This window comes from Gelidimonas diazotrophica, from assembly GCF_055694025.1.
Window position 1 is genome coordinate 3,327,400 of the sequence record NZ_CM146349.1, and the last position, 25,730, is coordinate 3,353,129.

Genomic DNA, 25,730 nt, shown 5'->3' on the forward strand with positions numbered 1-25,730 from the left:
CGCAATAAATGAATAAACCGCGTTGAATAAGCCGCGCCGTTTTTGTGGGTGGGGATGTTGGGCTGATACAGCATTAGCCCAACCTACCGCACTCACCTGGGACGCGAAGAACTTTTATGATCCGAAATCAGAAAATTAACACGAACCAGAATCAAACTCGAATTGGCTGTTGAAAGGATTCCATTTCTGCTTTGCCTGAAAGCGAACTTTGCGACCGCTATCATAAGTTCGATAACAAGCGGCGTTCTCACAGCTTGTGTTGCAACTCACAACGCCACGAACCTTGGCAGGGCGTGCCGGGTAGCGATCAGCTGAAGCGACTCGGGTGGGTGCCTCTTTGGGAGTTGCCGGTTTGATTGCCTCCTTAACGGCCGGGCGCTTAACGTATTGATCCAGTGCTTTCAGCAGATTGCCGGGCTTCGCGATGGCAAGCGTCAGAGTCTGTGCAGCTCCAATTTCCGGCATTAGCATGCCATCGGCTAGCGCCTTACGATTGCCTGTAGCTTTGTTGGTACTGGATGGGTCATTGGTCGCAGAAAGATTGTAGAGCGCATACGCTATAACTTGGCTTCTTTGTACGCCTTGACCATCGTCGTACATGGCCCCCAGATTGTTTTGCGCAGAGGCATTGCCCTGTTCTGCGGCCTTGCGATACCACTGCACAGCCTCGGCGTAATTCTGCGACACGCCTTGACCATTGCCGTACGCAAATCCCAAGCTGCGCTGCGCAGTGGCATCGCCCTGTTCTGCGGCCTTGCGGAACCAATTCACAGCCTCGGCATAATTCTGCGACACGCCTTGAGCATTGCCGTACGCAAATCCCAAGTTGCTTTGTGCGATGGCATCGCCCTGCTCTGCGGCCTTGCGGTACCACTGCACAGCCTCGGCGTAATTCTGCGGCACGCCTTGACCATTGTTGTACATGATTCCCAAGTTGTTTTGTGCGGTGGCATCACCCTGTTCTGCGGCCTTGCGGTACCAATTCACAGCCTCGGCGTAATTCTGCGGCACGCCTTGACCATTGGCGTACTTGACCCCCAGGCTATATTGCGCAGTAGCATCGCCCTGTTCTGCGGCCTTGCGGTACCACTTCACAGCCTCGGCGTGATTCTGGGGTACACCTTGGCCCTCTCTGTATAGGTACCCCAAGTTGTTTTGAGCAGTGGCATCGCCCTGTTCTGCGGCCTTGCGGAACCAATTCACAGCCTCGACGTAATTCTGGGGTACACCTTGACCGTCTCTGTATAGGTACCCCAATTTGCGCTGCGCAGTGGCTTCACCCTGTTCTGCTGCTTTGCGATACCACTGCACAGCCTCAGCGTAATTCTGCGGCACGCCTTGACCATTGCTGTACATGATTCCCAAGTTGCGCTGTGCAGTGGCTTCACCCTGTTTTGCTGCCTTGCGGTACCACTTCACAGCCTCGGCATAATTCTGGGGTACACCTTGGCCCTCTCTGTATAGGTACCCCAAGTTGCGCTGCGCATCGGCATCGCCCTGCTCGGCCAAGGGACGCCATTCTTTTATGGCTGTTGCGTAATCATTTTTATTGTATGCATCTAAGCCAGAGTCAAAGTCAGCGTAAACAGTAGAAGTAACGATAGCTAGCGGTAAGAAAAGACAAACAATGATTTTTCGCATGGGAGTGAGCGTGAATGAGAGAGAAATCTATTATAAGTTGCCAATAAAAAACAAATGTATTTTTTATCACAGGTAGTACTCACTAAAAACGGGCTTTTTCCGAGCAATTGAAAAAGAGATATTTGTGGATGGTTTGAAGCGTTTCTCACTTTTGAAACATCCGTGAATTTTTAAAAATAGTGCAACAATTCATAAATCAACGGATTGGATACGATAGCGTTTCAGCAAACAATCAATATCTGCCTGCAACTCGACGATAGATTATTGTTTGACTAAATCGCGACGTCTTGTGGAATGCAGGAGACTGGTTCGGGATGCAAAGACATTGATTTATAACTGGCATTGCGCCAGTTTTGACGGCTGATAAAAAGTGCATTATTCGACTTTGTCGTGTCTAACATTTACGCAAGTACGCTATACGACTTACTGCCTTCCGAGATATCCGCTGTGCGGTGCACACTGTGACCAGTAAAAAATATCGGCGATTATTCACATCGAGATGCCATTTGCTTGTAAGTGCGAATTTATTCGCATCAGCTCGCATGGAATCGATAACAGTGCGAATAAATTCGCACCTACGCCGCTTGTTGTTTCAATGTGAAAAGACCTGATTTTGAACAGAGTATCTACAGAAACCCCTCTGGTTTAGATGTCTTTTATAGGGGCAGAATAGTTACTTCAATCAAATGACCATGTATAAAACAAATCAAGCGCGGTGCTGGTGCCGGTTTCGGCTTGCAGCGAGAAACGTTTGCTCAACATGTAGCGCAATTTGACTAGCGTTGATGCGCCGCTGACGCCTTGCTCGTAGGTCAAAAATGCACGCGACGAGATGCGCTTGCCGAAGGTGAGTACGGTGGTTTCCAATCCTTGCGCACGGCCAATGCCGAATTCATCGAGGCCGATGGATTGCGCCACTTTCGCTTGCAGCGATGCGCCCTGGGACGCGCCGAACAAGGCGTTGGCGGCGGCTGAGAGTGCGTCGAACTGGCTGCCGGACGCGCTTTCGGTGCCGTGCCCGAGCACCAGCCAGGACAGCTTTTCGGTGTCCGGTACCGAGGGTGTGGAAACCAGCCTGGCGCGTGGCGCCAAGGCGTTGCCGCGCACTTCGACGCCGGCTTCGACATTGCCTTCGATCTCGGGCACCGGACGCACCGCCAGAATATTCAGCCCCGGATTGTCGATGGGGCCGCTGAAGGCGAGAATGCCGCGCCGGATTTCCAGCTTTTGGCCGTAGGCGGCGTATGTGCCTTTGACTACCTCAATGCTGCCGTTGGCGCGTGGCAACTGGCCATCGTCCACCCGCACCCGCAGGCTGCCGCCGACTTGCGCATCGAGCCCTTTGCCCTTGATGAAAAAGCGCTGACCCAAATCCAGCATCACATCCACCCGCAGCGGCAGCGATTTGCCGGCTTTGCTACTTTTGCCACCGTTTGCTTCGCGCCCCAGCACCACTACGTCGTCGCTGATGGTAGGCCCGCTCTCGCTGGGCAGCTCGAATATCGCGCGCTCGGCTTTGAACTTGCCGCCGATCTGCAGCCGTTTGTCGTCCAGCGTGATGTTGCTGTCGCCGCTCAACACCAACAGCCGTTCCGGGCTGGACAATGCCAGCAGCTTGTCGGCCGTCAGCGTCATTTGCACGCTGGGCCGGGCGTTGGCAAAGCGCGCCTCGCCCTGCACATTCAGCTTGCCTTGTTCGCCATCGAAGGCGAGTTTTTTCAATAGCAAACGGTCTCCCTGCAATTGCGCACGCAATACGCCGTTGCGCAGCTTTATGCCCTGCTCGGCCCAGCGCACGCCAAGTTGATCGCCGTTGATGTCGCCGGTCAAATTGGGCGCGCCCAGCGTGCCGGAGCCGCTAATCGCCAGCGCCAGCCGTCCTTGCAAATCCAGTTCGGGCCGGCCGACGACCGGCCCGATCCAATCCAGCGTGGGCAGGCTGGCAGTGCCGCTCATGGTCAGCGGGCTGGTCGCCGGCAAACTCCAACTGCCGGACGTGCCGCCGATTTTGGTGCTGCCGGCAAAGCGGCTACTGCCGACATGGCTGCCATCCATTTCAAACTCCAGCTTCAGCGCATTTTTGACAATATCGGCGCGCAAGGCCAGCTTGTTCAAGCCCAGCGCCAGCGGCGCGGCGTTACTTCCGGTGCGTATGGTGGCGTCGCCGCCTTCGCGGAACAGCCGCACGTTGCCGTCGATGAAACTATCGGCGTCGAGCGACCAGTCGGCACCGAAAGTCAATCCGCCGGCCAAATTCTGTTGCAGCGGCTCCGATAATTTCGCCAGCGTAGTCAGCGCAATGCCGCTGGCATGACCGCGGCTTTGCAAATGGCTGCCGTTCTTTTGCAGCGTTTGCAAATTCAGGCTGCCGCTGGGCAGCGCCAGCACGAAATCGGTCAATGAAAATTGCCCGGGACCGATTTTGAGCGGTGCCGGCGCTTGCAGCGTAAAGGCAAACGCGCCGCGATTTTGCAGGCTGCGAATCGCGCCATCCCAACCTGTGGCCTGCTGCCAGCCGCCGGCCAGGGTCGCTTTGAAATTTTCGCTTTGCTTATTTGCGTCACTACTTCCGCTAAGTTCGATGGTGTGCGCACGCCGGCTGCCGTTGGCCACCAGTCGCAACGCTTCGAATGCTTGCGTGCCGGAGCGCGCTTCGCCCAGCGCGATATCGGCTTGCAGCGGGCCATTTTCGCCTTGCTGCAAGCGACCGCTGGCGTGCAGGGTTTTGATGAAGGTTTCGCCCGGCAAGCGGATCTCGCTGCCATCCAGCGCAAAGCCGATCTGCAGTGCATCCTTGCTGCCGCTGACGTTGCCCTCGCCGCTTACAGCGCCGCCGAAATTCGGCCCCAATACGCTGAGTTGGCGCGCATCGAGACGCCAGTCAAGCCGGTCTTTCGGCGCGCCGAAATTACCTTTGAGCATGACGCTGTTGTTCGCCAGTTGCAGCGCGATATCGGCATTGGCGATGCGTGCGGCGTCGGCTTGCAACTTGCCGTGTCCGGACAAGGGCGCGCCCAGCAGCGTGCCGGGTTGCAGCGTGAAGTCGAGTGCGACCCGCCAATCCTTGGCAAGATTGCCGGTTGCATCGAGGTCGCCGCTGATATTGCCTTCCGGATAAGTGCCGAAAGCGGCCGGATTCAGGCGCGACATGGTGCCTTTCAGGCGGAACAGACCGCTGCCGCTCAGTGCCAGATTGCCGCGCGCCTTGAAGTCGCTATTGGCGAAACGCTGTGGCTTTTTCTCCTGCGGATTCAAGACCAGTCCTTGCGCGTTGGCATCGAACGCTAATTGCGGCGCTGCCATGCTGCCGGTCAGCGTGCCGGTGGCGCGCAACGCGCCGGCCAGACCTGCTTGCAGCATTGCCAGATTTTTCGCATCGATGCGCAGCGCCAGGCTATCTTTGGGCGCGCCGAAATTGCCTTGTGCGGCCATCAGATTGCCGCCGAGGCGCAACGCCATATCGACATTTTGCAGGCGCTGGGCATCGGCGCTTAATTTGACCTGACCGGACAACGGTTGTTTGAGCAAGCGACTCGGTTGCAACTTGATGTCCGCCGCGACTTGCCAGTTCGGTGCCAGATGACCTTCCAGACGCAGCGCGGCATTCACATCGGCCGCCGGATAAGCGCCGAAATCCGATGGATCAAAACGTTGAATGCTGCCGGTCAGCGCGAACGCTTGCGCGGTATCCGTGCGCGCTTGCCCTTGCAGACTGAGCGCACTCTTGCCGGCGCTGAGTTTGGCTTGCTGCAAATTCAGCAAGCCGTCGGCCAGCGTTGCATCGAGTGCCAGTTGATAGCGATCCTGCCCCAGCCGCGCTTTCAGCACTTGCCGGCCGTCCAGCGCGGACAACACGATATCGCCGGCGATGGCGGTGCGGTTGAGCTTGGTATCGAGCGCCTTCAGATTGATTTTGTCGGCATGCAGAGCAAATGCAGCCTTGCCATTTTTGACGCTGCCGCTGCCGCTGGCGCGACCGGCATCGGCCAGATCGAGCACCATGTCTTTGATATTTGCCGCCTCCAGCGTGCCATCGATGTGGGTGCTGATGCTGCGCAGCGGCAGGCTTTTTTTATCCATCGGGCCGGGTGGCAGCGTGTTGACGATATTCAGTTTGGCGCTGATGGTTTGGTCCGGCTGCACCTGGCCGGTCAGATCGATCGCGATTGCGGCCTGCGGCAAATCGCCATCGGCACTAAAACGGCTGGGGTCGATGCCGGTCGCTTGCAGCGCAATCCGGCGCAATGCGAAGGTGTCAAACGGCGCGATGGTCAAATCGCCGTGGCCGCTCGCGCCCTGCGCGTCAAAGTTGGCTTTGATCGTCAGCGCGCTCAGGTCGCCGTCCAACACGGCCTGCGCTTGGCTTACATCGCGCCCGGTTCCGTGTAAAAAATTGATCTGGCCGGTGAGTAAAAATGGCGGCTTCGCACCCAGTGTCAGGATTGCGTCCAGATTGCCCCACGGCGTGCCGGCAGCGGCATCCTGCACCCGCCATTGCTGCCGGCCGCCATGCAGCGCGAAATGGAGATCGTGCAATTCGGTGCGCGCACCGGCCGGGGAAATCATTACCAACTGACCCAATTGCGCCGCCTTGACTTCGACTTCCACAGGCACTGACAGGCTAGTCGGCAACAGCAGCGGCTCGTTCGATTCTTCCAGAGTTTGCAGCGTCAGGCGCGCCGCTTGCAGCTTTTCAATCCCGACATGGCCGCGCAACAACTGGGCCGGCGACCAGCGCAGATCGAGGTCATCCAGCGTAATCACTTTCTCGGGCGTGCCGGACGTACTGAACTTTCTATATTGCAATTGCTTGATATGCACCGGTGCCAGCAGCGAGCCGCTCACGCCGGTAAATGTCAGCGCGCCGTTGCTGGCGTTGGCCGCTTGCTGCAACACCCAGCGCAGGCTGGATTCACGCGGTATCAGGATTGCCGCCAGCAGCACGAATGCAAGCAGCAGCGACGACAATGCGATCCACCATGTGCGCCGCCTCAAAATGTCACCCCGAGCGAAAAATGCATGCGTACTTTCTTGTCCGACTGCCCATAAGCGATATCCAGATTGATCGGCCCGACCGGACTGCGCCAGCGCCCGCCAACGCCGTAACCCACTTTCGGCGTCAACTCGGCGACGGTATCGGCGGCGTTGCCGGCATCGACAAACACCGCGGCGCCCCATTGCGGCAAAAACCAATTCTGGTATTCGGCGCTGCCGACCGCCATATAACGCCCGCCGACGATGGCCGTGCCTTGCGCCACACCCAGCCCCTGATACGCGTAACCGCGCACCGACTGATCGCCGCCGGCACGGAACAGGTAAGCGTCCGGAACGCCATCCTTGCTACTCGAAGCGAGCGCGCCTATTTCGCCACGCAAGACCACGATGCCTTTTTTCCCCAGCGGGCTATAACGCACCACGCGCGCGCTGCTGCGCACAAAGCTTTGATCGGTCAGCAAGCCGCCCACCGCGCCGCCGATTTGCGCGTGGATGATGCTGCCATTGGTTGGAAACAGCAGGCTGTCGGTATCGCGCCAGGTGACGCCATACGTCAACGGCAACGACTGGCTGTTGCGCGGGGCGAACCCCTCGATTTCCTTTTGCTCGCGCAGGTATTCCAGCGTCAGGTTGCGCTCCAGCGTCGGCTTGCCCCAGACCCGTTTGCCTGAAATGCTGGAGACTTTGCCCACCTCGCCTGCGATGTCGCTGCGCACATACGACAGGCCAGTGCTGTACTGGACGCCTTCCTGCGTGAGCGGCAGATAGATGTCGGCTGTGGCCGACTGCTTTTTGGTTTCTATGGTCAGCGCGCTCTTGAGCTTGAGTTCCCTATCCGAAAAATTCAGGTCTTCATAAGTCAGCTTGGCGCGATTGCCGGTATTGGTGCTGTAACCGATCCCGATCCCGGATTTCCTGCGCTTGTTTTCCGTTACGGTCACGCGCACGGGCACCGGTGCCGACGACGGCCGCGCAGTAGCTGGAGTACTTGGAGTACTTTCAAGTTCTTCTGGCGTATCGATTTCGGCACTGACATCGACCCGGCTGAAATAGCCGCTGTCGAGCAAATGGGCTTGCAGCTCCAGCAGCGCAGCTTCGTTATAGGGATCGCCCGGCTTGATCTTGTTAATGCGGCTGATGATGGTGGCTGGATAACGTTGCAAGCCGTCGATGATCAGCGCGCCAAAATGAATCTCCGGGCCGCTGTCGATCACTACTTTCAGGGCAACCGTATGCGCCAGCGGATCGACGGTAGCGCGCGTTTGCGTCAGGCGCGCGCGCGGATAACGCTCCAGCAGCAACTTGCGCAGCAAACCACTCTTGGCCGACTCCCACGCCGCCTGCCGGAACACCAGGCCCGGCTGCAACGCCCAGCCGCCGCGCAATTCGGCCACCTGCGACTGGCTCGCAATCGCCTCTTCAAACGTCAGATCGACCGCGCCCACCAGCGCCGGCGCGCCGGCTGCAATCGTGAATTGAATCCGCCAGGCCTGGCCTTGCTGGGTGATTTCGGAAGTAATGGTCGGCGCATAAAAACCCTCGGTCGCCACCAGCGTCCTGATCTGATCGGGCGCTTGGCGGTACAGCCGCTGCAATTGTTCAACGTCAAGCCGCGGATTGTCGTGCCAACGATTCAGGTCGAGATTTTTTTCCAGCACATCCTTCAGGCCGGAGGGCGCATCCAGCACCACGGCATATTCCAGATTCTCGGCATGGGCGCACGCCGACAGCAGCAACAGGCCGACCGGCAGTAGTCGTAAAATTCGCTGCATCCGCTGCAACCGTTGCCCAAGGCTAAAAATAGTTCTGATCATTGCAAAATGCCCGTGGCTGCCATAAGGTTTGTATACTGAATTCAAATTCGGATTTTCAGCCGACATGTTACCGGACTCCCGGCCCCTGAGTTGCTATAGGGGGTATGGCAAAAAAACCATTACTTGCCGCACATCTAATAAGCGGCTTTAAAAAATACTGCAATAGGTATACTTCAGGAACCAAATATGACAAACGAACAACCCAACGCTGCGCTGGTGCTTTTCAGCGGCGGCCAGGACTCGACCACTTGCGTGGCGTGGGCGCTCTCGCAATATGCAAAAGTCGAAACCATCGGCTTTGATTACGGCCAGCGCCACAGCATAGAACTGACGGTGCGCCCCACCGTGCTGCAACAATTACGCACGCACTCGGCCGACTGGGACCGCAAGCTGGGCCAAGATCACCTGATCGACCTCGGGCTGCTGGGCAAGATTTCTGACACCGCATTAACCCAAAACGTCGAAATCGCGATGCAGGAAAACGGCTTGCCCAACACTTTCGTGCCCGGGCGCAACCTGCTATTCATGATGGTGGCGGCCACGGTAGCGTACCGGCGCGGGCTGGACGTGCTGGTCGGCGGCATGTGCGAAACCGATTTTTCCGGCTACCCCGATTGCCGCGACGACAGCATGAAAGCGCTGCAAGTTGCGCTCAACCTCGGCATGGCAACCCGCCTCAAGATTGACACGCCGCTGATGTGGATCGACAAGCGCCAAACCTGGCAACTGGCGCAGCAACTCGGCGGACAAAAGTTGGTCGACCTGATCCGCACCGGAACCCACACCTGCTACTTGGGTGAACGCGGCACGCTGCACGATTGGGGCTACGGCTGCGGAACATGCCCGGCCTGCGCGTTGCGGCAGCGCGGGTATCGGGAATTTGTCGGAGCGAAGGTATGAATTTAAATACCGAACACCTGAAACGCTGCATCCAGACGCTGCAATCCTCGCTGGTCTTGTTCGAGCGCGCCGAGCCGGACAGCATCGTCCAGGAAATTTTCCGCAATGCGATTGTCAAAGGTTACGAACTGGCGCAGGAAACCGGTTTCAAACTATTAAAAAAAGCCTTGCGCGAATATGGCCACGGCAGCAAAAAACTCGATCAAACGCCGGTCAAGGAGTTGCTGCGCTTATCGGCTACGCATGGCTTGATGACGCTGGAAGAAGTGGAGCGCTGGTTCGCCTACCGCGACAACCGCAACAATACTGCGCATGATTATGGTGAAGGATTTGCCAAGCAAACGCTGGTGCTGCTGCCGGCTTTCATTGCCGATGTCAGCAGTCTGGAAGCCATTTTGCACCAACGCTTCGGTGGGGCACAAGACAATGCCTGAACTCCCGCAGCACCGATTACACCTGCAGCCGCGCCACCTCGCGCTGCTGTGTCAAATGCTGGGTCAACATTTGCCGCAGGCCGATATATGGGCCTACGGCAGCCGCGTCACAGGGCAAGGGCATGACACCAGCGACCTTGATCTGGTGGTGCGCCAGCCTGACGATTTTCAACAGGAAATGATGGATTTGTGGAAACTGCAAGATGCGCTCATCGACAGCAACTTGCCGATCCATGTCGATGTCATCGACTGGGCGCGTATTCCGGAAAGTTTTCGTCAGGAAATTGAACGTGCTTATGTGGTGGTGCAGAAGGGCAAAGCGTAACCAAATCGCAATAGGACTGTCGACCTGGGCCGAAACGATCTCTGCTCAAAATCAAGCTTTTTCACGTTGAAACAGCAGCGCCGTAGGTGCGAATTCATTCGCATTTTCAACGATTCCATGCGAATGAATTCGCACCTACAAGAAAATGGCGTCCCAATGGGACGGAATACTGTTATTTGGATTTGTTGAGCAAATTGAAATGCTCAACTACTGGCGGTGACGCGAAATAGGGGCCAACGATAACGCGCCAATCTTGAAACGCAGCGGATTGGCGAAAATCGACCGTGTGGTTTTCCAGGGTTTCCCAGAAAATCATCAGCACGTAGCGCTCCGGAGATTCAATCCCACGGTTTATTTTGTAGCCACTAAAGCCTTTTGCCTTGGAAATCACTTCGTCAATACCACGCTGAATTGCGATATCGAAATCGGCTTGCTTACCGGCTTGTATGTGAATATCAGCAAGTTCGAGAATCATATTTTGTCCATTCTTGTGGTGTGGTTGTGCGCAGGATTACTGCATATGCGCAAGTTTAGACTATACCGAGCCTGATCCAATGACAGGCCAAACGCATAAAAAGCGCGCCGCGATGCGATTTAACATCGTGCGGCGCGCCCGGTTTTCGGGATCGATTAGATCATTACAGCTTGTCTGGATCAAACTTCGTTTCACGATAGATCGACTGGATCAGTTCCTTGCCGATTGTCGATTCGAACTCGCGATGTACCTTGATCAACGATTTTTTCAGCGCCGTCTTTTCTTCCTTCGACAAGGTGACGATCTGCGTCTTGCCGGAAGCCCTGATCTGGGCTAACGCTTCGTCGTCATCCTTTTTGGCAACGCTGTTGAAATATTGTGTGGTATCGCGCACAGCGCCGTCCAGCGTCTGGCGGATATCAGGCGGCAGGGCATCCCAGAATTTCTTATTGGCGATAAAGACATAGGCATGAAAGCCATGGTCGGTCATCGTCATGTATTTTTGCACTTCATAGAATTTCTGGGTCGAGATATTGGACGCCGGATTTTCCTGGCCATCTACCACGCCGGTTTGCAGTGCCTGGTAAACCTCGGAAAACGCCAGTACTTGCGGGTTGGCTCCGAGCGCGCGCATTTGCGCGTCCAGCACCTTGGAAGGCTGGATGCGGATTTTCAGCCCACGGAAATCTTCCGGCTTCTTGAGCGGCTTGTTGGTGGTCATTTCCTTGAAGGCATTGTCCCAGAACGCGAGACCGGCAATGCCTTTGCTATCGAGCTTCTTCAACAAGCGCTGTCCGATAGGTCCCTGGGTAATCTTGTGCGCATCGTCGAAATTATCAAAAAGATAGGGCAGATCGAAAACCTCGAATTCGCGCAGGCCCATTGAGCCAAACTTGGAAAAAGTCGGCGCCAGCATCTGCACCGCGCCAAGCTGCAACGCTTCCATTTCTTCCTTGTCCTTGTAAAGTTGGCTGTTGGCATAAACCTCCACCTTGACGCGCCCATTGGTGCGTTCTTCCGCCAGTTTCTTGAAATATTCGGCGGCTTTTCCCTTCGGCGTATCTGTAGCCACCACATGGCTGAACTTGATCATGATGGGTTGCTGGGCCCACACCGATGCGGCGCAGGCCAGTGCGGCAAACGCGAGTACGATTTTTTTGAGTGTCATTGCATGTCTCCTTCTTTTTTATAATGTACCTACAAAGTGCTGATCAGATCGCGTCGGCAATGGCCTTTCCTGCCTCGGTAGTGCTGGCATTTCCACCCAGATCACGGGTGCGCGCTCCGCTGCCGGCCAGTACCGTTTCGATCGCGCCCAGGATGGCGTCGTGCGCCTGCCGGTAGACGCCGCTGCCGTTGCCGAGAAAATCGAGCATCATCGCGCCCGACCAGATCATCGCGATCGGGTTGGCAATATTCTTGCCGTAGATGTCGGGCGCCGAGCCATGCACCGGCTCGAACAGCGACGGGAAATTGCGTTCGGGATTGAGATTCGCCGATGGTGCGATGCCGATGGTGCCGGTGCAGGCTGGCCCTAAGTCGGACAAAATGTCGCCAAACAGATTGGAGGCGACCACCACGTCGAAGCGATCCGGATTCAGCACGAAATGCGCAGCCAGGATATCGACGTGGTATTTATCCGAGCGCACCTCCGGATATTGCCCGGCCATCGCTTCCACCCGCTCGTCCCAGTACGGCATGCTGATGGCGATGCCGTTCGACTTGGTGGCCGAGGTCAGATGTTTTTTCGGCCGGCTTTGCGCCAGCTCGAACGCATATTTCAGTATCCGATCCACGCCCTTGCGGGTGAACACCGCTTCCTGCAGCACGAATTCGCGCTCGGTGCCTTCGAACATGCGCCCGCCGATAGCGGAATATTCACCTTCGGTATTTTCGCGCACCACGTAAAAATCGATATCGCCCGGCTTGCGCCCGGCCAGCGGACACGGCACGCCGGGCATCAGCCGCACCGGCCGCAGGTTCACGTATTCGTCGAAATCACGCCGGAACTTGATCAGCGAACCCCACAACGAAATATGGTCCGGCACCGTTGCAGGCCAGCCGGCCGCGCCGAAATAAATCGCATCGAATCCCTTGAGCTGCTCGAACCAGTCGGACGGCATCATCTGGCCGTGTTGTGCGTAATAGTCGCAACTGGCCCATTCGATATGCGTGTAATCGAGTTCGATACCGAACTTGCGGGCGGCGGCATCCACCGCCCGCAGCCCTTCCGGCATGACTTCCTTGCCGATACCGTCGCCCGGTATGACTGCGATTCTGTGTTTTTTCATGATTCCTCCGAGGGGTGATTAATCTGGCGCACGGAAAGGTGCGGCACAATGCCCGATCATCATAAAGGCGACATCGATGGATATAATCACGCAATGTGTAAATCGATAAAGCACGAATCGTGAATAATCTGCCGCTTCTCGACGACTTGCGACTGTTCTGCATTGTGGTGCACAAGTGCAGCTTCATAGCGGCTGCGATCGAACTGGGCGCATCGCCGGCATTCGTCAGCAAGCGCATCGCGCTGCTGGAACGCAAGCTGCAAGTGCGGCTGCTGCACCGGACCACGCGCCGCGTCTCGGTGACTGAAGACGGCGAAACCGTGTATCAATGGGCGCAGCGGATACTGGAAGATGTCGGCCAGATGACCGAGGCGGTGTCAACCGCGAAAACCACGCCACGCGGCCTGTTGCGCATTTGCACCAGTTCCGGCTTCGGCCGCAATCGGGTGGCGCCGGCGCTCTCCGAGCTGGCATTGCGCTACCCATCGCTAAAAGTCCAGCTTGAGCTGCTTGACCGCCCGGTCGACCTGATTGGCGAGGGCTTCGATCTCGACATCCGGATCGGCGCCGTGCATGAGCCGAACCTGATCGCCCGGCGGATTGCGGCCAATTCCCGCATCTTGTGCGCCGCGCCGGCTTATCTTGCAAAACAGGGCACGCCGACTGCGCTGGCAGACCTGGCACAACATCGCTGTATCGTCATCCGCGAACGCGACGAAGCATTCGGCCTGTGGCGATTGACCGGACCGCAAGGAATGGAAACCGTAAAAGTGGACGGTTATTTGTCGGCCAACAACGGCGAGATCGTGCATCGCTGGGCCATCGACGGACACGGCATCATCCTGCGTTCAATCTGGGATGTCGGCCCGAGCATCGAAGCCGGCGATCTGGTGCGGGTGCTGCCGGCATACCGGCAGGAAGCGGAAGTATGGGCGGTCTATCTGTCGCGGTTGAGCAGTTCCGCCAAGGTACGGGTATGCGTCCGGTTTCTCGAACAGTGGCTGAACGACGGATCACCGCCGTCAGGCGCGCAGTGAAGAAAAGAAGCGTGCGGCCAGGCTGTTTTAGGCACGGATCGCAGCGCATAAGCTGCGAATAAGAATTTTCAGACCTTTTTAGAAGGTTTTTTTACTAAAAACCAGCATCCGTCCGTTTTAGTCGGCTATAGACTGTATATTCCACCACGCATTTCTCCATCTCAATTTTCAATACGTTTTAAAGCATACTGTCTCATCATGGCCTCCAACAAAGCGCATCACGCAACTGGATGGGCTGCCGGCGTCATTGCCGCGGCCCTGGTGGTGCATGCTGGCGCAGGCGGCCCATATCATGTGTGGAGTTTCCTCACCTTTGTTGCGGGAATTTTTGGCGGAACAGCGCCAGATTGGCTTGAAGTAGCATGGTGGACCCGGCCGCGTCGCCTGTGGATCACGCACCGAACCTGGACCCATTGGGGCCTTGCCTGGATAGCGCTGCTGGCGTATTCCTATCTGGAACTGCGGCATCAATCCTGGGCGCCATTGCTATTTGGTTTTGCCGCCGGCGGAATCATGCATCTACTGGCCGACTGGCCCAATCCTCTGGGCGTGCCCTGGATTGTTGGACGTCATTCGCTCAAGCTCTGGAAAAGCGGCCGCTGCGATGTATTCGTGATCGCTGCGGCATGGATTGCCGCTCTTATGGTCACCGATAATCTCTTCTTCAAGAATGTCCATTCCTTAAAAGTGCTTGCTTTCGTAAAATCATTGCCAATGTGGTCGTAGCGATATGCGTTTTGTGCTGACCCAAACACGAAAATCGTCTTACGGTTGTGCCGCCACCAGGCATTGCCTATGGCACAATATTCCCTTTGCTTAGTACTTCCAAAATACGTTCACAACAGGGAATTACATGAAAATCGAAACCATGGCCGTCCACGCCGGCTATTCGCCGGACCCCACCACTAAATCCGCAGCGGTGCCGATTTACCAAACCGTCGCTTACGCGTTCGACAATGCCCAGCACGGCGCCGATCTGTTCGACCTGAAAGTGCCCGGCAATATTTACACCCGCATCATGAATCCAACCCAAGACGTGCTGGAAAAGCGCATCGCCGCACTGGAAGGCGGCATCGCCGCGCTGGCGGTGGCATCCGGCATGGCTGCCGTCACCTACGCGATCCAGACCATCACCGAGGCCGGCGACAATTTCATCTCCGCCACCCAGCTGTATGGCGGCACCTACAACCTGTTCGCCCACACGCTGCCGCAGATGGGTATCGAAGTGCGTTTCGCCGATGCGCGCCAGCCGGAAACCTTCGCGGCGCTGATCGACGACCGTACCAAGGCAATCTTCTGCGAATCGGTCGGTAATCCACTGGGCAACGTCACCGATTTCGCCAAGCTGGCTGAGATCGCCCACGCCCACGGCATCCCGCTGATCGTCGACAATACCGTGCCCAGCCCTTACCTGTGCCGGCCGTTTGAACACGGTGCCGATATCGTGGTCCATTCGCTGACAAAATATCTGGGTGGACATGGCAATAGCGTCGGCGGCGCGATCGTCGATAGCGGTAAATTCCCGTGGGCCGAGCACAAGGAACGCTTCAAGCGCCTGAACGAACCCGATGTGTCGTACCACGGCGTGGTGTATACCGACGCGCTGGGGCCTGCCGCCTACATCGGCCGCGCCCGCGTAGTGCCGCTGCGCAACATGGGGGCGGCAATTTCACCGATGAACGCGTTCCTGATTTTGCAAGGCATCGAAACCCTGGCGCTGCGCATGGACCGCATCTGCGACAACGCGCTGGCCCTCGCGCAATATTTGCAAAACCACCCGAAAGTAGCATGGGTCAATTACGCCGGGCTGGAAGATCATCCGGATCACGCGCTGGTGCAAAAATACATGGGCGGCAAAGCTTCCGGCCTCGTGTCGTTCGGCCTCAAATACAGCGATGCCGACCCGCGCGCGGCCGGCGCACGGGTACTCGATGCGCTGCAACTGTTCACCCGACTGGTCAACATCGGCGACGCCAAATCGCTGGCGACGCATCCGGCTTCGACCACGCACCGTCAACTGGATGCGGAAGAACTGGCCAAAGCCGGCGTATCGGAGGATATGCTGCGGCTGTCGGTTGGCATCGAGCATATCGATGACTTGCAGGCCGATTTGGAGCAGGCGCTGGCTGCGGCCTGAACCAGCTGTGATTGTTCGCCTGCACTAAAAAACGGCAGACCAGGCGGTTAATTGATGCGTAACAGAAAGAGCATCGATTAACCGCCTACAATGGCAAGCTCGGCACAATCAACGCCGCATCCATTTTTTTGCAAAGCGACGACTACCCAACCATGTCGAATCCTTCATTGAAAGAGCACACTATTTTGAATCCAGCCGTCACCGAAAATGAATTCATCGATTTATCGAAAATACTCGACAGTTTGAAGCGCAATTGGCTGATGTTGTTTGCATGCATAATCGCCGCCATGATTTGTGCCGCCCTATTGGCCAATGTTCTGCCATCGCGCTGGCAGGCATCCGTCACGATGCAAATTGGTCAAATGCCATCTCCGATAAATGCAATCATCCCTATCGAAGAGCCGGTTCAGACCATTGAAAGAGTTAAATTGCGCGAACTACAATCAAGCGCACTGATTGCACTCAAGCTGCCGCTGGATGAACGCGTAAATAAACACACCGATTTATTCAAAAAAACCATCAAGGCCAGCGCCATCAAGAACACCAATTTCATACAAATCAAGCTTGCCGGATTTACTCCGGATGAGGCGCAAAAAAATCTTGCCGCAACCGCACAAGCATTAATTGCCTCGCACAACGCGCTGGTGCTTCCAGCAAAAAATCGTCTAACAAGGCAATTACAAAACAATACGAAGAAAATCGCCGATGCGGAAGCAGAACGCGCAAAGTTGTTTCGCTTACTCGCCGATAGTGGCAGCTTGAAGTCTGCACCGCAGTTTGCGCCCAACATCGTCGCCATCAATCTGCTGGAAAACAAGGAAGCAGAATTGCGTTCACTGATCGTGGATAAAACCAGGCTGCAGGATTTACTGGAATCGATTGCTACCTATCCGACCAAGGTTATTGATGCAGTGCATGCAGACGATGCGCGTTATTTCCCGAAATTCAGCCTGTTCCTTGCCGCTGGCGCTTTTCTGGGATTGCTGCTGGGACTGGGAGTCGCACTGTGGCGCGACAGAAAGCAGTTCTGAATCGTCCGATCCCGATTTTGGCTCTGGAATGAAAAAGCCGGCATATTGTTATATGCCGGCTTTTTCATTTTGCAACACGCTATCGAGCGAGCAAACCCTGCCCACCCATCACTCCATCACGCTTCAAGCCACATGCTTGCCATGTGACGCAATCGGAATCACCTTGGCTGTATGCGGGGCCAAGAATTCAGCCAGTAATACCGCCTCCTTCTGCCTGGCTGCGCTCAGATGCCGTTCCTTGATATGGCCGAAACCGCGGATGTCTTCCGGGATGCTGGCGATGGCAACTGCTTGCGGCACGTTGTCTGCCGTCAGTTTCGACAGCAGTTGCGCAATCGTGTTGCGGTATTCTGCAATCAATGCGCGCTCGGTTTTACGTTCACCGGTGTAACCAAAAACGTCCAGCGCAGTGCCGCGCACGGCTTTGCATTTGGCCAGCACGCCGAAGGCTTTCATCATCCAGGGGCCAAATTCCTGCTTGATCAGATGGCCGTTGCTGTCGCGCTTGGCAAACAAGGGCGGCGCCAGGTGGAATTTCAGCCTGACATCGCCTTCGAACATGGCGGCGACCTTGTCCGCAAACGCACCGCTGGTATAGAGCCGCGCCACTTCGTACTCATCCTTGTAAGCCATTAATTTGAAATAATAACGCGCCACCGCTTCCGTCAATCGCAACGGCTTGCCGGCTCCAAGCAAAACCGATTCCGCCGTTTTCACCTGTTCGACAAAATCGCCGTATTGCTGCCCATAGGCGGCATTCTGGTACGCGCTCAGGTACGTCAAGCGCGTCGAGACCGTATCGTCCAAAGTGGGTGCACGCTTGATTGCGATCACCTGCGCCGGCGTCACCATGCGCTGCACTGCCGCCAAATCATGCGCGGCGCTGCGGCCCCAGATGAAGGATTTCTTATTGAATTCGACCGACACACCATTCAGTTCGATCGATCTGACGATGGCGGCTTCCGACAGCGGCACCCAGCCTTTTTGCCACGCATAGCCGAGCATGAACATATTGGTGGCAATCGCGTCGCCCATCAGGCCGGTGGCGAGGTTGCCGGCGTCGATCACATCGACATTGTCGGCACCGCAAGCGGCCCGAATGCTGCTCTCGGCCGCTGCGCCCGGATATTGCCAGTCCGGATTCTTGACGAAAGCCGCGGTCGGCGTGCCGGTCGAGTTGATCGCAGCAAAAGTGCGCCCTTCGCCAATGCGCGACAGCGCGTCGCGGCTGGCGGTGACGATCACGTCGCAACCGATCACCAGATCGGCCGCACCGGTGCCAACCCGGGTCGAATGGATATCTTGCTGATGGTCGGACAGGCGCACATGCGACATTACCGGGCCGCCTTTTTGCGCCAAACCGCTCATGTCGAGCACCGAGCAACCCTTGCCTTCCAGATGCGCGGCCATCGCCAGAATCTGGCCGACGGTGACCACACCGGTGCCGCCGATGCCAGTGACCAGAATGCCGAACGGCACCTTGGTGGTGGGCAAGACCGGTTGCGGCAATATCAACGTGCTAGTTTTATCAGCGTTTTTGCCAGATGCGTCCGCTTTTTTCGGCTTCTTCAGTTGACCGCCTTCGACTGTGACAAAACTCGGACAAAAGCCGGTGACGCAGGAGAAATCCTTGTTGCACGACGATTGATTGATCTGGCGCTTGCGGCCGAATTCGGTTTCCAGCGGCTCCACCGACAGGCAATTCGATTGCACGCTGCAATCGCCGCAACCTTCGCACACCGCTTCATTGATGACGACGCGCTTGGCTGGGTCTGGATAGGCATTGCGTTTCCGGCGGCGGCGTTTTTCGGAGGCGCAGGTCTGGTCGTAAATCATTGCCGATGCGCCTTCGATTTCGCGCAACTCGCGCTGTACGGCGTCGAGTTCTCTGCGATGGCGGATGGTGACGCCCGGAGCCCAATCGTATCCGGATGGATATTTGTCCGGCTCGTCCGTGACGACAATAATCGGCGTCACGCCTTCGGCCGCAATCTGGCGCGAAATCATGCCGGGGTCCAGCGGGCCGTCGAACGGCTGACCGCCGGTCATCGCAACCGCATCGTTGAACAGAATCTTGTAAGTGATATTCACCTTGGCAGCCACCGCAGCCCGAATCGCCAGCAAGCCGGAGTGCTGATATGTGCCGTCGCCCAAGTTGGCGAACACATGCTTCTCGTTGGTAAACGGCGCGTGACCGACCCAGGTCACGCCTTCCGCGCCCATGTGGGTGAAGGTGGCGGTTTCGCGCTCCATCCACAACACCATGTAATGGCAACCGATGCCGGCCAGCGCACGGCTGCCTTCCGGCAATTTGGTGGAAGTGTTGTGCGGACAACCGGAGCAAAAATGCGGGATGCGGTCTTTGGCCGGGTCCGGCTTGGCGCTGACTGTCAGGATCGCTTCCTTGGCTTCCAGATAGGCGATGCGCTGCTTGATGCGCGCCTCGACCGGGTGGCCGGCAAAATACTTCGAAATGCGGGTGGCGATGGCGCGCGCGATTTGCGCCGGGTTCAATTCATACGTCGCCGGCAACAGCCAATCGCCGTGGCCGCTGCGGTGCGGATTGCTCCACTCGCCGGTGTCATCAAACTTGCCGACCACGCGTGGCCGCTCATTGTCCGGCAAGTTGTACAGTTCTTCCTTGAGCTGGTATTCGAGAATCTGGCGCTTTTCTTCGACCACCAGAATTTCTTCCAGCCCTTGTGCAAACTCGTGCACGCCAGTCGCTTCCAGCGGCCAGGTCATGCCGATTTTGTACAGACGGATGCCGATTTCACGGGCGACAGTTTCATCAATGCCGAGGTCTTCCAGCGCTTGACGCGTATCCAGATAGGCCTTGCCGGCAGTGATAATGCCGATCTTCGCTTGCGGCGCGTCCCAGATGATCTGGTTCAACTTGTTGGCGCGCGCATACGCCAGCGCCGCATACCATTTGTAATTGTTCATCCGCGCTTCCTGCTCCAGCACGGCGTCCGGCCAGCGGATATTCAGACCGCCTTCGGGCAAATCGAAGTCAAGCGGCAACTGAATCCGGACCCGATCCGGATCGAGGTCGACGGTAGCGCCCGATTCGACGATATCGGTCACGCATTTCATCGCCACCCACAGGCCGGTGTAGCGACTCATCGCCAGCCCGTGCAAGCCGTAATCGAGATATTCCTGCACCGACGACGGATACAGCACCGGAATCCCGCAGGCTTTCAGAATATGTTCGCTCTGATGCGCGGTGGTCGATGATTTGGCCGCGTGATCGTCGCCGGCCAGCACCAGCACGCCGCCCAGCTTGGCGCTGCCTGCCATGTTGGCGTGCTTGAAAACATCGCCGCAGCGATCCACGCCCGGACCTTTGCCGTACCAAATGCCGAACACGCCTTCAAATTTGGCGTCCGGAAACAGATTGACCTGCTGCGTGCCCCAAATGCTGGTGGCTGCCAGGTCTTCGTTGATGCCGGGATGAAACTTGATGTTGTGGGCGTCCAGATACTTCTTCGCCTTCATCGCCGTCATATCGACGCTGCCCAAAGGCGAGCCGCGATAGCCGCTGATATAGCCGGCGGTATGCAAGCCGGCCAACTGGTCGCGCTGGCTTTGCAGCAGCGCCAGCCGGATCAAGGCCTGGGTGCCGGTCATGAAAGCGCGGCCGCGCTCCAGCGTGAATTTGTCGTCGAGGGAAATAGCGTCGAAGTCGAAGTTGTCGAGTTTAGGCGCAAGCGCTTGCGACTGCCCGGCGGGAAGGGGTGCATTCATGTTTGTCTCCGTGCCAAAAATTATTTTTCTGGGTGCGATGGTGTCGCTGTCAAACGAGCCTGCCTCGTGAGCAAACTGCTTTTAAATTTTGACTTTTTGCAGGGTAGCACAAGCGCTTGCTGCTGTGCCGTAGGATGGGTGAAACCCATCCAGATGGGATGGGCTTCACCCATCCTATGGGATTGCCAGATTCGTCTCATCCGGCAACAAGGTATCGGCAGGCAGCGCCGCCAGCGCTTTCAGACGCGCATAGATCGGCGTGAAATCCGGCTCGGTTGCATCAAACAATTGCTGGAAATTCGGAATCACGAAATAGCTTTCCTGATAGGAATCGATCTTGTACCGGGTGCGCATCACCCGTTCCACCGTCAATGAAATGCGGCGCGGCACAGGACTGTGCAGGCAATATTCGATCTCGCCGCCGGACGATAAAATGCCGGCGCCATACACGCGCAAACCCTGCGGGGTCTGGATCAGGCCGAATTCGATCGTGTACCAGTACAGCCGCGCCAGATATTCCAGCCCGTCGAGTTTCAGCGCCTTCAGCCCGGCCTGGCCGTAGCGCTGCAGATAATCGGCGAACACCGGATCGAGCAGCAGCGGGACATGGCCGAAGAAGTCGTGGAACACGTCCGGTTCGACGATGTAATCGAACTCCTCCGGCTTGCGCAACCAGACCGTGACCGGAAAGCGGCGGTGCGCCAGATGGGTGAAGAAAGTCAGGTCCGGCACCAGCCCGGGCACCGCCACCAGCCGCCAGCCGGTGGCCGCATACAGGATTTCGGAAGCCTGCGCCAGATCAGGGATGCCATCGGCCGCATCCAGTTTCGCCATCCCTTTGAGGAATTCGTCGCAGGCGCGACCCGGCACCAGCTGGGCCTGGCGCTGGTACAGCCGGCGCCACAGCGCGTGCTGCTCGGGCGTGTAGTTGTGCCAGTGCTGCTTCACCACGTACTCTGCATCGGCGTGGGTGTAGTCGCCGCGCAAGACGCCGGTGCTGGATTTTTCAGCCACCGTGGCAAAAAAATTGTTGGTATTTATGGCATTTACCGTATTCAGATTCTTGTCCATGATGCTATCGATTCACAAAAGAGCAGGCGCGGTGCGCCGGAGGGCGCGCAATACCACTAATACTCCCTTCAGCATTATTTTTTTAGTAATGGAATAATGCGGCAAATGGCGACAATTTACGCATACTCCACCACAATTTAATATGTACGCAGCAAGGTCAGAGCGCGTTTGATCCGGGCGCGCTCCAGGATGCAAACAGCGCCCGGCACTTCCTTTCACAGAAATTTTCATCGCCCTGGCTCGGCATGAACTCGAAGCCGCCGACGCCCGCCGGCTTGTCCCCAGGTTGAAAGTCCATGCCATTTATGTAAGCAGTATAGGCGCGCGCCTTTGGCATAAAATTGCGAAGAATTCCTCAATCCAGCTCCAGTTCGCAATAATATTGCTGAAACCCTCAGAGGCCCATCATGCCGACCATCGCACTCGACAAAACCGATCGCAAAATTCTTGCCATTCTGCAGTCCGACGGCCGTCTCTCCAATCAGGAAGTGGCCGAACGCGTCAATCTGTCGCCCTCGCCCTGCTTGCGGCGCATCAAGAATCTGGAACAGACCGGCGTCATCCGCCAATACGTAGCCTTGCTCGATCCCGCCAAAATCGGCCTCGGTTTGCTGGCTTACGTGGATGTGCGGCTGGCAAAGCACATCGATGCCGCCGCCGGCAGCGTGCGTTCGCCGCGCGCCGATTTCGCCGCGGCGGTCGAATTGTGGCCGGAAGTGGTGGCCTGTTACGCGATGACCGGGGACATGGATTATCTGCTGCGGGTGCACGTGGAAGACATGGCGCATTTTTCGCGCTTCATGATGGCGACGCTGTTGCGCCATCCGGCGGTGCTTGACGTCCGCTCCAGTTTTGCGCTGCAGCGAATCAAGGACACTACGGCATTGCCGTTGTGATTGGCATTAATATTGGGAGTATATGCAAAAACAGTGCAATTTCCGCATGCATATATTGCGATACATAAAATTACACTAGCCGGTATATTTTCTTGCCGAAAACAGGCAAAATCAGTCGCCCTTGAAGCCGGGCAGGTTTGCCAGCCACTTGACTGCGGCGCGGGTGTTGGCCTTGAGCGCGTAATCGAAGCTGGCGACTTGCTCTTCCACCGCTTCCTTGAACACGGTGCCTGGACTGGCCGGCAACAGTTTCAGGTAGGCATCGGCTTCGCCGTGGTCGCGGTGGATTTCCATTCCGGCTTTTTTGGCGATGTGGATCATCACCTGATTCGAAGACAGGCAATGCATGTAGAGCGTATCGACATCGGCATTGCGGCAATGGATGGCGGCGCGCACGAACAGTTTCGAGCCGACCCCGAGGCCGCGTCCGCTGGCATTGACCGAGACGCCAAACTCGGCGACCTGGTCTTTCAGCGTGGCGCTGACCGAATCCGGATACGCTTCACGCGGCGCAAACGCCAGGTGGCCGACGCCGACCAGCTTGAACTTGCTGTTGTATACGCCGAAGATGGTGTCGCGCGAAAAATTGAGTTGATCCACATACTGCGTAATCAAGTCATCCTTAAGCCGCGTGCCGAAGCGCAGGTAGCGGTCATGGTCATCCAGCGCCAGAAAATGCCGCGAAATGCGGTGACGGTCGCGCTCGGACAGTTCCTTGACGTAGACCGACGACGGGTCCAACTCGCCGGAATTATCATTCTTACCGACAACTGCGGCGGATAAAGTTTCCGGGAGATTATCTATTATGGTCATGCTGGGACTCCTTTATTGTGCAGCGCACAATAACGATACCACGTTCGGCTGCAGCCCGGTTTTTACTGCACATCACGGCCCGGACTGGCTGGTGTTCATCATAGCCTTAATCGCAGCCACCCGCGCCGCATGCAGCGCCGGCGCGATGCGTTGCGGCTGGTCCGGATAAGCTTGCGCAGTGTGCGCCGCAATCCGGCCGGCATCGACTGCTTGCGCGGTCGCCAGCGCCCGCAACAGAGGTTCGCGCTGAGCCCAGTTCTGAGCCGCGCCGCCGCTTGCTTCGCGACCGGCCAGGCTGGATGCCAGCGCCTGCAGCAGGTCGGCAAAACGCTGTGGTTTGCGCAGTGCGTCGCAGCGCTCGATCAGGCCCACGATGGCTTCGGCGTCCAGTGGCAGCGCCTGGCCGGGGTTGCCACCGGGATTGCCACTGAGATTACCAAATTCGCGCGCCGTCATGAGCGCGAGATCGCGGCAATCGTGCGGCAACCGCAGGCGCTCGCACACCGCTGCGGCGGCCGGGATCATGTCTGTGTCAGCACCGGCACTCGCGCCCGTATCTGCATCCGTACCTAAATCGTGCAGCAGCAGCGCAAAACGGATCGGCAACGCCAAATTTTGCCGCGCTGCAACATCGATGACCCGCATCGTTTGCAGACCGACCTCGGTGTCAGGATGGTGGCGGGACGGCGCGTCCCACACCGCATCCAGTTCCGGCAGCAGGCGCGCCAGCGCGCCGCAGTCGCGCAGCACATCGAACATGCGCGAGGGTTTTTCTTCCATCAAACCGCGCGCCAATTCCTGCCAGACCCGCTCCGGCACCAGCGCATCGACTTCGCCGGCGGCCACCATGTGTCGCATCAGCGCATTGGTTTCCACCGCCACCTGAAAATCATGCGGCGGCAGCGCAAAGCGGGCGGCAAAGCGCGCCAGCCGCAAAATCCGCACCGGATCTTCGGCAAACGCCGACGAGACATGACGGAATATCCGCGCCGCGATATCGCGCTGGCCGCCGAACGGGTCGATCAGAGTGCCGTCTTCGGCGCGGGCGATGGCATTGATGGTCAGGTCGCGCCGCACCAGATCCTGCTCCAGCGTGACATCAGGAGCGGCATGGAACAGGAAGCCTTTGTAGCCCGGCGCAGTCTTGCGTTCGGAACGGGCCAGCGCGTATTCCTCGTGCGTTTTGGGATGCAGAAATACCGGAAAATCCTTGCCCACCGGGGTGTAGCCATGCTGCAGCATCTGCTGCGGCGTGGCGCCAACCACCACATAATCGCGATCCTGCACCGGCAAACCCAGCAAGGCATCGCGCACAGCGCCGCCGACGGTGTAGATTTTCATTTGAACGAATCCGCCAACCTCAATCCGGGCCGGCGTCGTACTTGGCTGAACGCTCCGGCTCAGTCAGTGCTTCGCGCATCCATTGCGCCACCGCCGGATGGGCGGCAACCCGGTCGGCATACGCCTGCAGCGCCGGCGCCAACGCCACCTGATAGCTTCTGAAACGCATCACCACCGGCGCGTAGTAAGCGTCCGCAATCGAAAACGCACCGAACAGGAATTGATGGTGGCCGAAGTGCGCCAGGCATTCCTCCCAGATTTCGCAGATGCGGCCGATATCGGCCTGGGCATCGGGGGTGCGCCCTTTGCCGGGGAACGACATGCGGATATTCATCGTCATCGCGCTGCGCAAGCCGTTAAAGCCGGAATGCATCTCGGCGCAAATGCTGCGCGCCATGGCGCGGGCGGCGACATCCTGCGGCCACAGGTGCAAGTCGGGAAACTGCTCGGCCAGGTATTCGCAAATCGCCAGCGAATCCCAGACCGTGATCGCGCCGGCAAGCAGCACCGGCACCCGCCCGGCGGACGATATTTCAGCGATGCGGGTGGCGGTGTCGGGGCGGTCCAGCAGAATGCGACTTTCCTCGAACCGAATGCCGAACGCAGTCATCGCAATCCACGGCCGCATCGACCAGGACGAGTAATTCTTGTTGCCGATCACCAGCCTGAGTCTGGATTTGCCGCCATTGGTCAGCGTATCGGACAGTGTGGTATCGGAATCGGTAGTTTGCATGGCGCTCTTTCGTAATGACTTCGCTTACTTCGCTTACTTCGCTTACTTC

The 25,730-nt window shown here is 57.5% G+C and carries 20 protein-coding genes; 8 read left to right on the forward strand and 12 right to left on the reverse strand.

Going from position 1 to position 25,730, the window contains the following annotated elements; all coding sequences use genetic code 11:
* Positions 1-135 precede the first annotated feature (135 nt).
* The 3 genes from KGFNPO_RS15485 to KGFNPO_RS15495 all read right to left on the reverse strand — a co-directional run bounded on the left by KGFNPO_RS15485 (position 136) and on the right by KGFNPO_RS15495 (position 8,408).
* Positions 136-1,641 carry an SEL1-like repeat protein gene (locus KGFNPO_RS15485; RefSeq protein WP_472632130.1) on the reverse strand — a complete coding sequence of 502 codons (1,506 nt, stop codon included), beginning with the start codon at positions 1,639-1,641 and terminating at the stop codon, positions 136-138.
* A 678-nt stretch (positions 1,642-2,319) separates the two neighbouring features.
* The gene (locus KGFNPO_RS15490) at positions 2,320-6,636 is read right to left on the reverse strand and encodes a translocation/assembly module TamB domain-containing protein (protein ID WP_472632131.1); all 4,317 of its coding nucleotides are present in this window, start codon (positions 6,634-6,636) and stop codon (positions 2,320-2,322) included.
* Complete coding sequence (locus KGFNPO_RS15495) at positions 6,633-8,408, reverse strand: autotransporter assembly complex protein TamA (RefSeq protein WP_472632132.1); 1,776 nt, start codon at positions 8,406-8,408, stop codon at positions 6,633-6,635. Before KGFNPO_RS15495 ends, KGFNPO_RS15490 begins: the two co-directional genes overlap by 4 nt.
* A gap of 228 nt (positions 8,409-8,636) precedes the next feature.
* Here KGFNPO_RS15495 and queC point away from each other — a divergent pair, with 228 nt between their 5' ends.
* The 3 genes from queC to KGFNPO_RS15510 are packed head-to-tail and all read left to right on the forward strand — an operon-like array spanning position 8,637 to position 10,109.
* Entirely contained in the window at positions 8,637-9,350 is a 714-nt protein-coding gene (queC, locus tag KGFNPO_RS15500; RefSeq protein ID WP_472632133.1) for a 7-cyano-7-deazaguanine synthase QueC, read from the forward strand.
* Positions 9,347-9,784: a nucleotidyltransferase substrate binding protein gene (locus tag KGFNPO_RS15505; RefSeq protein ID WP_472632134.1), complete on the forward strand. Its 438-nt coding sequence runs from the start codon at positions 9,347-9,349 to the stop codon at positions 9,782-9,784. Before queC ends, KGFNPO_RS15505 begins: the two co-directional genes overlap by 4 nt.
* On the forward strand, positions 9,777-10,109 hold the full coding sequence (locus tag KGFNPO_RS15510; RefSeq protein ID WP_472632135.1) for a nucleotidyltransferase family protein: 333 nt from the start codon (positions 9,777-9,779) through the stop codon (positions 10,107-10,109). Before KGFNPO_RS15505 ends, KGFNPO_RS15510 begins: the two co-directional genes overlap by 8 nt.
* A gap of 172 nt (positions 10,110-10,281) precedes the next feature.
* Here KGFNPO_RS15510 and KGFNPO_RS15515 read toward each other — a convergent pair whose 3' ends face one another.
* The 3 genes from KGFNPO_RS15515 to KGFNPO_RS15525 form a co-directional block, all read right to left on the reverse strand.
* Positions 10,282-10,584, reverse strand: a complete 303-nt coding sequence (locus tag KGFNPO_RS15515) for an antibiotic biosynthesis monooxygenase family protein (protein ID WP_472632136.1) — start codon at positions 10,582-10,584, stop codon at positions 10,282-10,284.
* Positions 10,585-10,747: 163 nt separating this feature from the next.
* Positions 10,748-11,752, reverse strand: a complete 1,005-nt coding sequence (locus tag KGFNPO_RS15520; RefSeq protein ID WP_472632137.1) for a TRAP transporter substrate-binding protein — start codon at positions 11,750-11,752, stop codon at positions 10,748-10,750.
* Positions 11,753-11,795: 43 nt separating this feature from the next.
* Positions 11,796-12,875, reverse strand: coding sequence for a tartrate dehydrogenase (locus tag KGFNPO_RS15525; RefSeq protein ID WP_472632138.1), 1,080 nt, complete (start codon positions 12,873-12,875; stop codon positions 11,796-11,798).
* Positions 12,876-12,994: 119 nt separating this feature from the next.
* Here KGFNPO_RS15525 and KGFNPO_RS15530 point away from each other — a divergent pair, with 119 nt between their 5' ends.
* From KGFNPO_RS15530 to KGFNPO_RS15545, 4 genes are all read left to right on the forward strand, one after another.
* A complete protein-coding gene (locus KGFNPO_RS15530; protein ID WP_472632139.1) occupies positions 12,995-13,912 on the forward strand; it encodes a LysR substrate-binding domain-containing protein in 918 nt (305 codons plus the stop codon).
* A gap of 198 nt (positions 13,913-14,110) precedes the next feature.
* Positions 14,111-14,638 carry a metal-dependent hydrolase gene (locus KGFNPO_RS15535; RefSeq protein WP_472632140.1) on the forward strand — a complete coding sequence of 176 codons (528 nt, stop codon included), beginning with the start codon at positions 14,111-14,113 and terminating at the stop codon, positions 14,636-14,638.
* 127 nt (positions 14,639-14,765) lie between these two features.
* Positions 14,766-16,049: an O-acetylhomoserine aminocarboxypropyltransferase/cysteine synthase family protein gene (locus KGFNPO_RS15540; protein ID WP_472632141.1), complete on the forward strand. Its 1,284-nt coding sequence runs from the start codon at positions 14,766-14,768 to the stop codon at positions 16,047-16,049.
* 152 nt (positions 16,050-16,201) lie between these two features.
* A complete protein-coding gene (locus KGFNPO_RS15545) occupies positions 16,202-17,080 on the forward strand; it encodes a Wzz/FepE/Etk N-terminal domain-containing protein (protein WP_472632142.1) in 879 nt (292 codons plus the stop codon).
* A 123-nt stretch (positions 17,081-17,203) separates the two neighbouring features.
* Here KGFNPO_RS15545 and KGFNPO_RS15550 read toward each other — a convergent pair whose 3' ends face one another.
* The 3 genes from KGFNPO_RS15550 to KGFNPO_RS15560 all read right to left on the reverse strand — a co-directional run bounded on the left by KGFNPO_RS15550 (position 17,204) and on the right by KGFNPO_RS15560 (position 22,196).
* Positions 17,204-20,827 carry an indolepyruvate ferredoxin oxidoreductase family protein gene (locus tag KGFNPO_RS15550; protein WP_472632143.1) on the reverse strand — a complete coding sequence of 1,208 codons (3,624 nt, stop codon included), beginning with the start codon at positions 20,825-20,827 and terminating at the stop codon, positions 17,204-17,206.
* Between the two features lie 174 nt (positions 20,828-21,001).
* Positions 21,002-21,898, reverse strand: a complete 897-nt coding sequence (gene phhA / locus KGFNPO_RS15555; protein ID WP_472632144.1) for a phenylalanine 4-monooxygenase — start codon at positions 21,896-21,898, stop codon at positions 21,002-21,004.
* 157 nt (positions 21,899-22,055) lie between these two features.
* Positions 22,056-22,196, reverse strand: coding sequence for a hypothetical protein (locus KGFNPO_RS15560; protein ID WP_472632145.1), 141 nt, complete (start codon positions 22,194-22,196; stop codon positions 22,056-22,058).
* Positions 22,197-22,305: 109 nt separating this feature from the next.
* Between KGFNPO_RS15560 and KGFNPO_RS15565 the strand changes: the two genes are divergently transcribed.
* Positions 22,306-22,794 carry an Lrp/AsnC family transcriptional regulator gene (locus tag KGFNPO_RS15565; protein WP_472632146.1) on the forward strand — a complete coding sequence of 163 codons (489 nt, stop codon included), beginning with the start codon at positions 22,306-22,308 and terminating at the stop codon, positions 22,792-22,794.
* Between the two features lie 111 nt (positions 22,795-22,905).
* On the opposite strand, the gene KGFNPO_RS15570 is transcribed toward KGFNPO_RS15565, so the two are convergent.
* The 3 genes from KGFNPO_RS15570 to KGFNPO_RS15580 form a co-directional block, all read right to left on the reverse strand.
* Positions 22,906-23,607, reverse strand: coding sequence for a GNAT family N-acetyltransferase (locus KGFNPO_RS15570; RefSeq protein ID WP_472632147.1), 702 nt, complete (start codon positions 23,605-23,607; stop codon positions 22,906-22,908).
* A 72-nt stretch (positions 23,608-23,679) separates the two neighbouring features.
* Positions 23,680-24,948 carry a multifunctional CCA addition/repair protein gene (locus KGFNPO_RS15575; protein WP_472632148.1) on the reverse strand — a complete coding sequence of 423 codons (1,269 nt, stop codon included), beginning with the start codon at positions 24,946-24,948 and terminating at the stop codon, positions 23,680-23,682.
* Positions 24,949-24,967: 19 nt separating this feature from the next.
* A complete protein-coding gene (locus KGFNPO_RS15580; RefSeq protein ID WP_472632149.1) occupies positions 24,968-25,681 on the reverse strand; it encodes a glutathione S-transferase family protein in 714 nt (237 codons plus the stop codon).
* Positions 25,682-25,730 lie beyond the last annotated feature (49 nt).

Excerpts from the sequence above, each read along its gene's own strand:
- KGFNPO_RS15485 (WP_472632130.1), bottom strand. The coding sequence starts at position 1,641 with ATGCGAAAAATCATTGTTTGTCTTTTCTTACCGCTAGCTATCGTTACT.
- KGFNPO_RS15495 (WP_472632132.1), bottom strand. The coding sequence starts at position 8,408 with ATGCAGCGAATTTTACGACTACTGCCGGTCGGCCTGTTGCTGCTGTCG.
- queC (WP_472632133.1), top strand. The coding sequence starts at position 8,637 with ATGACAAACGAACAACCCAACGCTGCGCTGGTGCTTTTCAGCGGCGGC.
- KGFNPO_RS15505 (WP_472632134.1), top strand. The coding sequence starts at position 9,347 with ATGAATTTAAATACCGAACACCTGAAACGCTGCATCCAGACGCTGCAA.
- KGFNPO_RS15510 (WP_472632135.1), top strand. The coding sequence starts at position 9,777 with ATGCCTGAACTCCCGCAGCACCGATTACACCTGCAGCCGCGCCACCTC.
- KGFNPO_RS15515 (WP_472632136.1), bottom strand. The coding sequence starts at position 10,584 with ATGATTCTCGAACTTGCTGATATTCACATACAAGCCGGTAAGCAAGCC.
- KGFNPO_RS15520 (WP_472632137.1), bottom strand. The coding sequence starts at position 11,752 with ATGACACTCAAAAAAATCGTACTCGCGTTTGCCGCACTGGCCTGCGCC.
- KGFNPO_RS15525 (WP_472632138.1), bottom strand. The coding sequence starts at position 12,875 with ATGAAAAAACACAGAATCGCAGTCATACCGGGCGACGGTATCGGCAAG.
- KGFNPO_RS15535 (WP_472632140.1), top strand. The coding sequence starts at position 14,111 with ATGGCCTCCAACAAAGCGCATCACGCAACTGGATGGGCTGCCGGCGTC.
- KGFNPO_RS15540 (WP_472632141.1), top strand. The coding sequence starts at position 14,766 with ATGAAAATCGAAACCATGGCCGTCCACGCCGGCTATTCGCCGGACCCC.
- KGFNPO_RS15545 (WP_472632142.1), top strand. The coding sequence starts at position 16,202 with ATGTCGAATCCTTCATTGAAAGAGCACACTATTTTGAATCCAGCCGTC.
- KGFNPO_RS15550 (WP_472632143.1), bottom strand. The coding sequence starts at position 20,827 with ATGAATGCACCCCTTCCCGCCGGGCAGTCGCAAGCGCTTGCGCCTAAA.
- phhA (WP_472632144.1), bottom strand. The coding sequence starts at position 21,898 with ATGGACAAGAATCTGAATACGGTAAATGCCATAAATACCAACAATTTT.
- KGFNPO_RS15560 (WP_472632145.1), bottom strand. The coding sequence starts at position 22,196 with ATGGACTTTCAACCTGGGGACAAGCCGGCGGGCGTCGGCGGCTTCGAG.
- KGFNPO_RS15565 (WP_472632146.1), top strand. The coding sequence starts at position 22,306 with ATGCCGACCATCGCACTCGACAAAACCGATCGCAAAATTCTTGCCATT.
- KGFNPO_RS15570 (WP_472632147.1), bottom strand. The coding sequence starts at position 23,607 with ATGACCATAATAGATAATCTCCCGGAAACTTTATCCGCCGCAGTTGTC.
- KGFNPO_RS15575 (WP_472632148.1), bottom strand. The coding sequence starts at position 24,948 with ATGAAAATCTACACCGTCGGCGGCGCTGTGCGCGATGCCTTGCTGGGT.
- KGFNPO_RS15580 (WP_472632149.1), bottom strand. The coding sequence starts at position 25,681 with ATGCAAACTACCGATTCCGATACCACACTGTCCGATACGCTGACCAAT.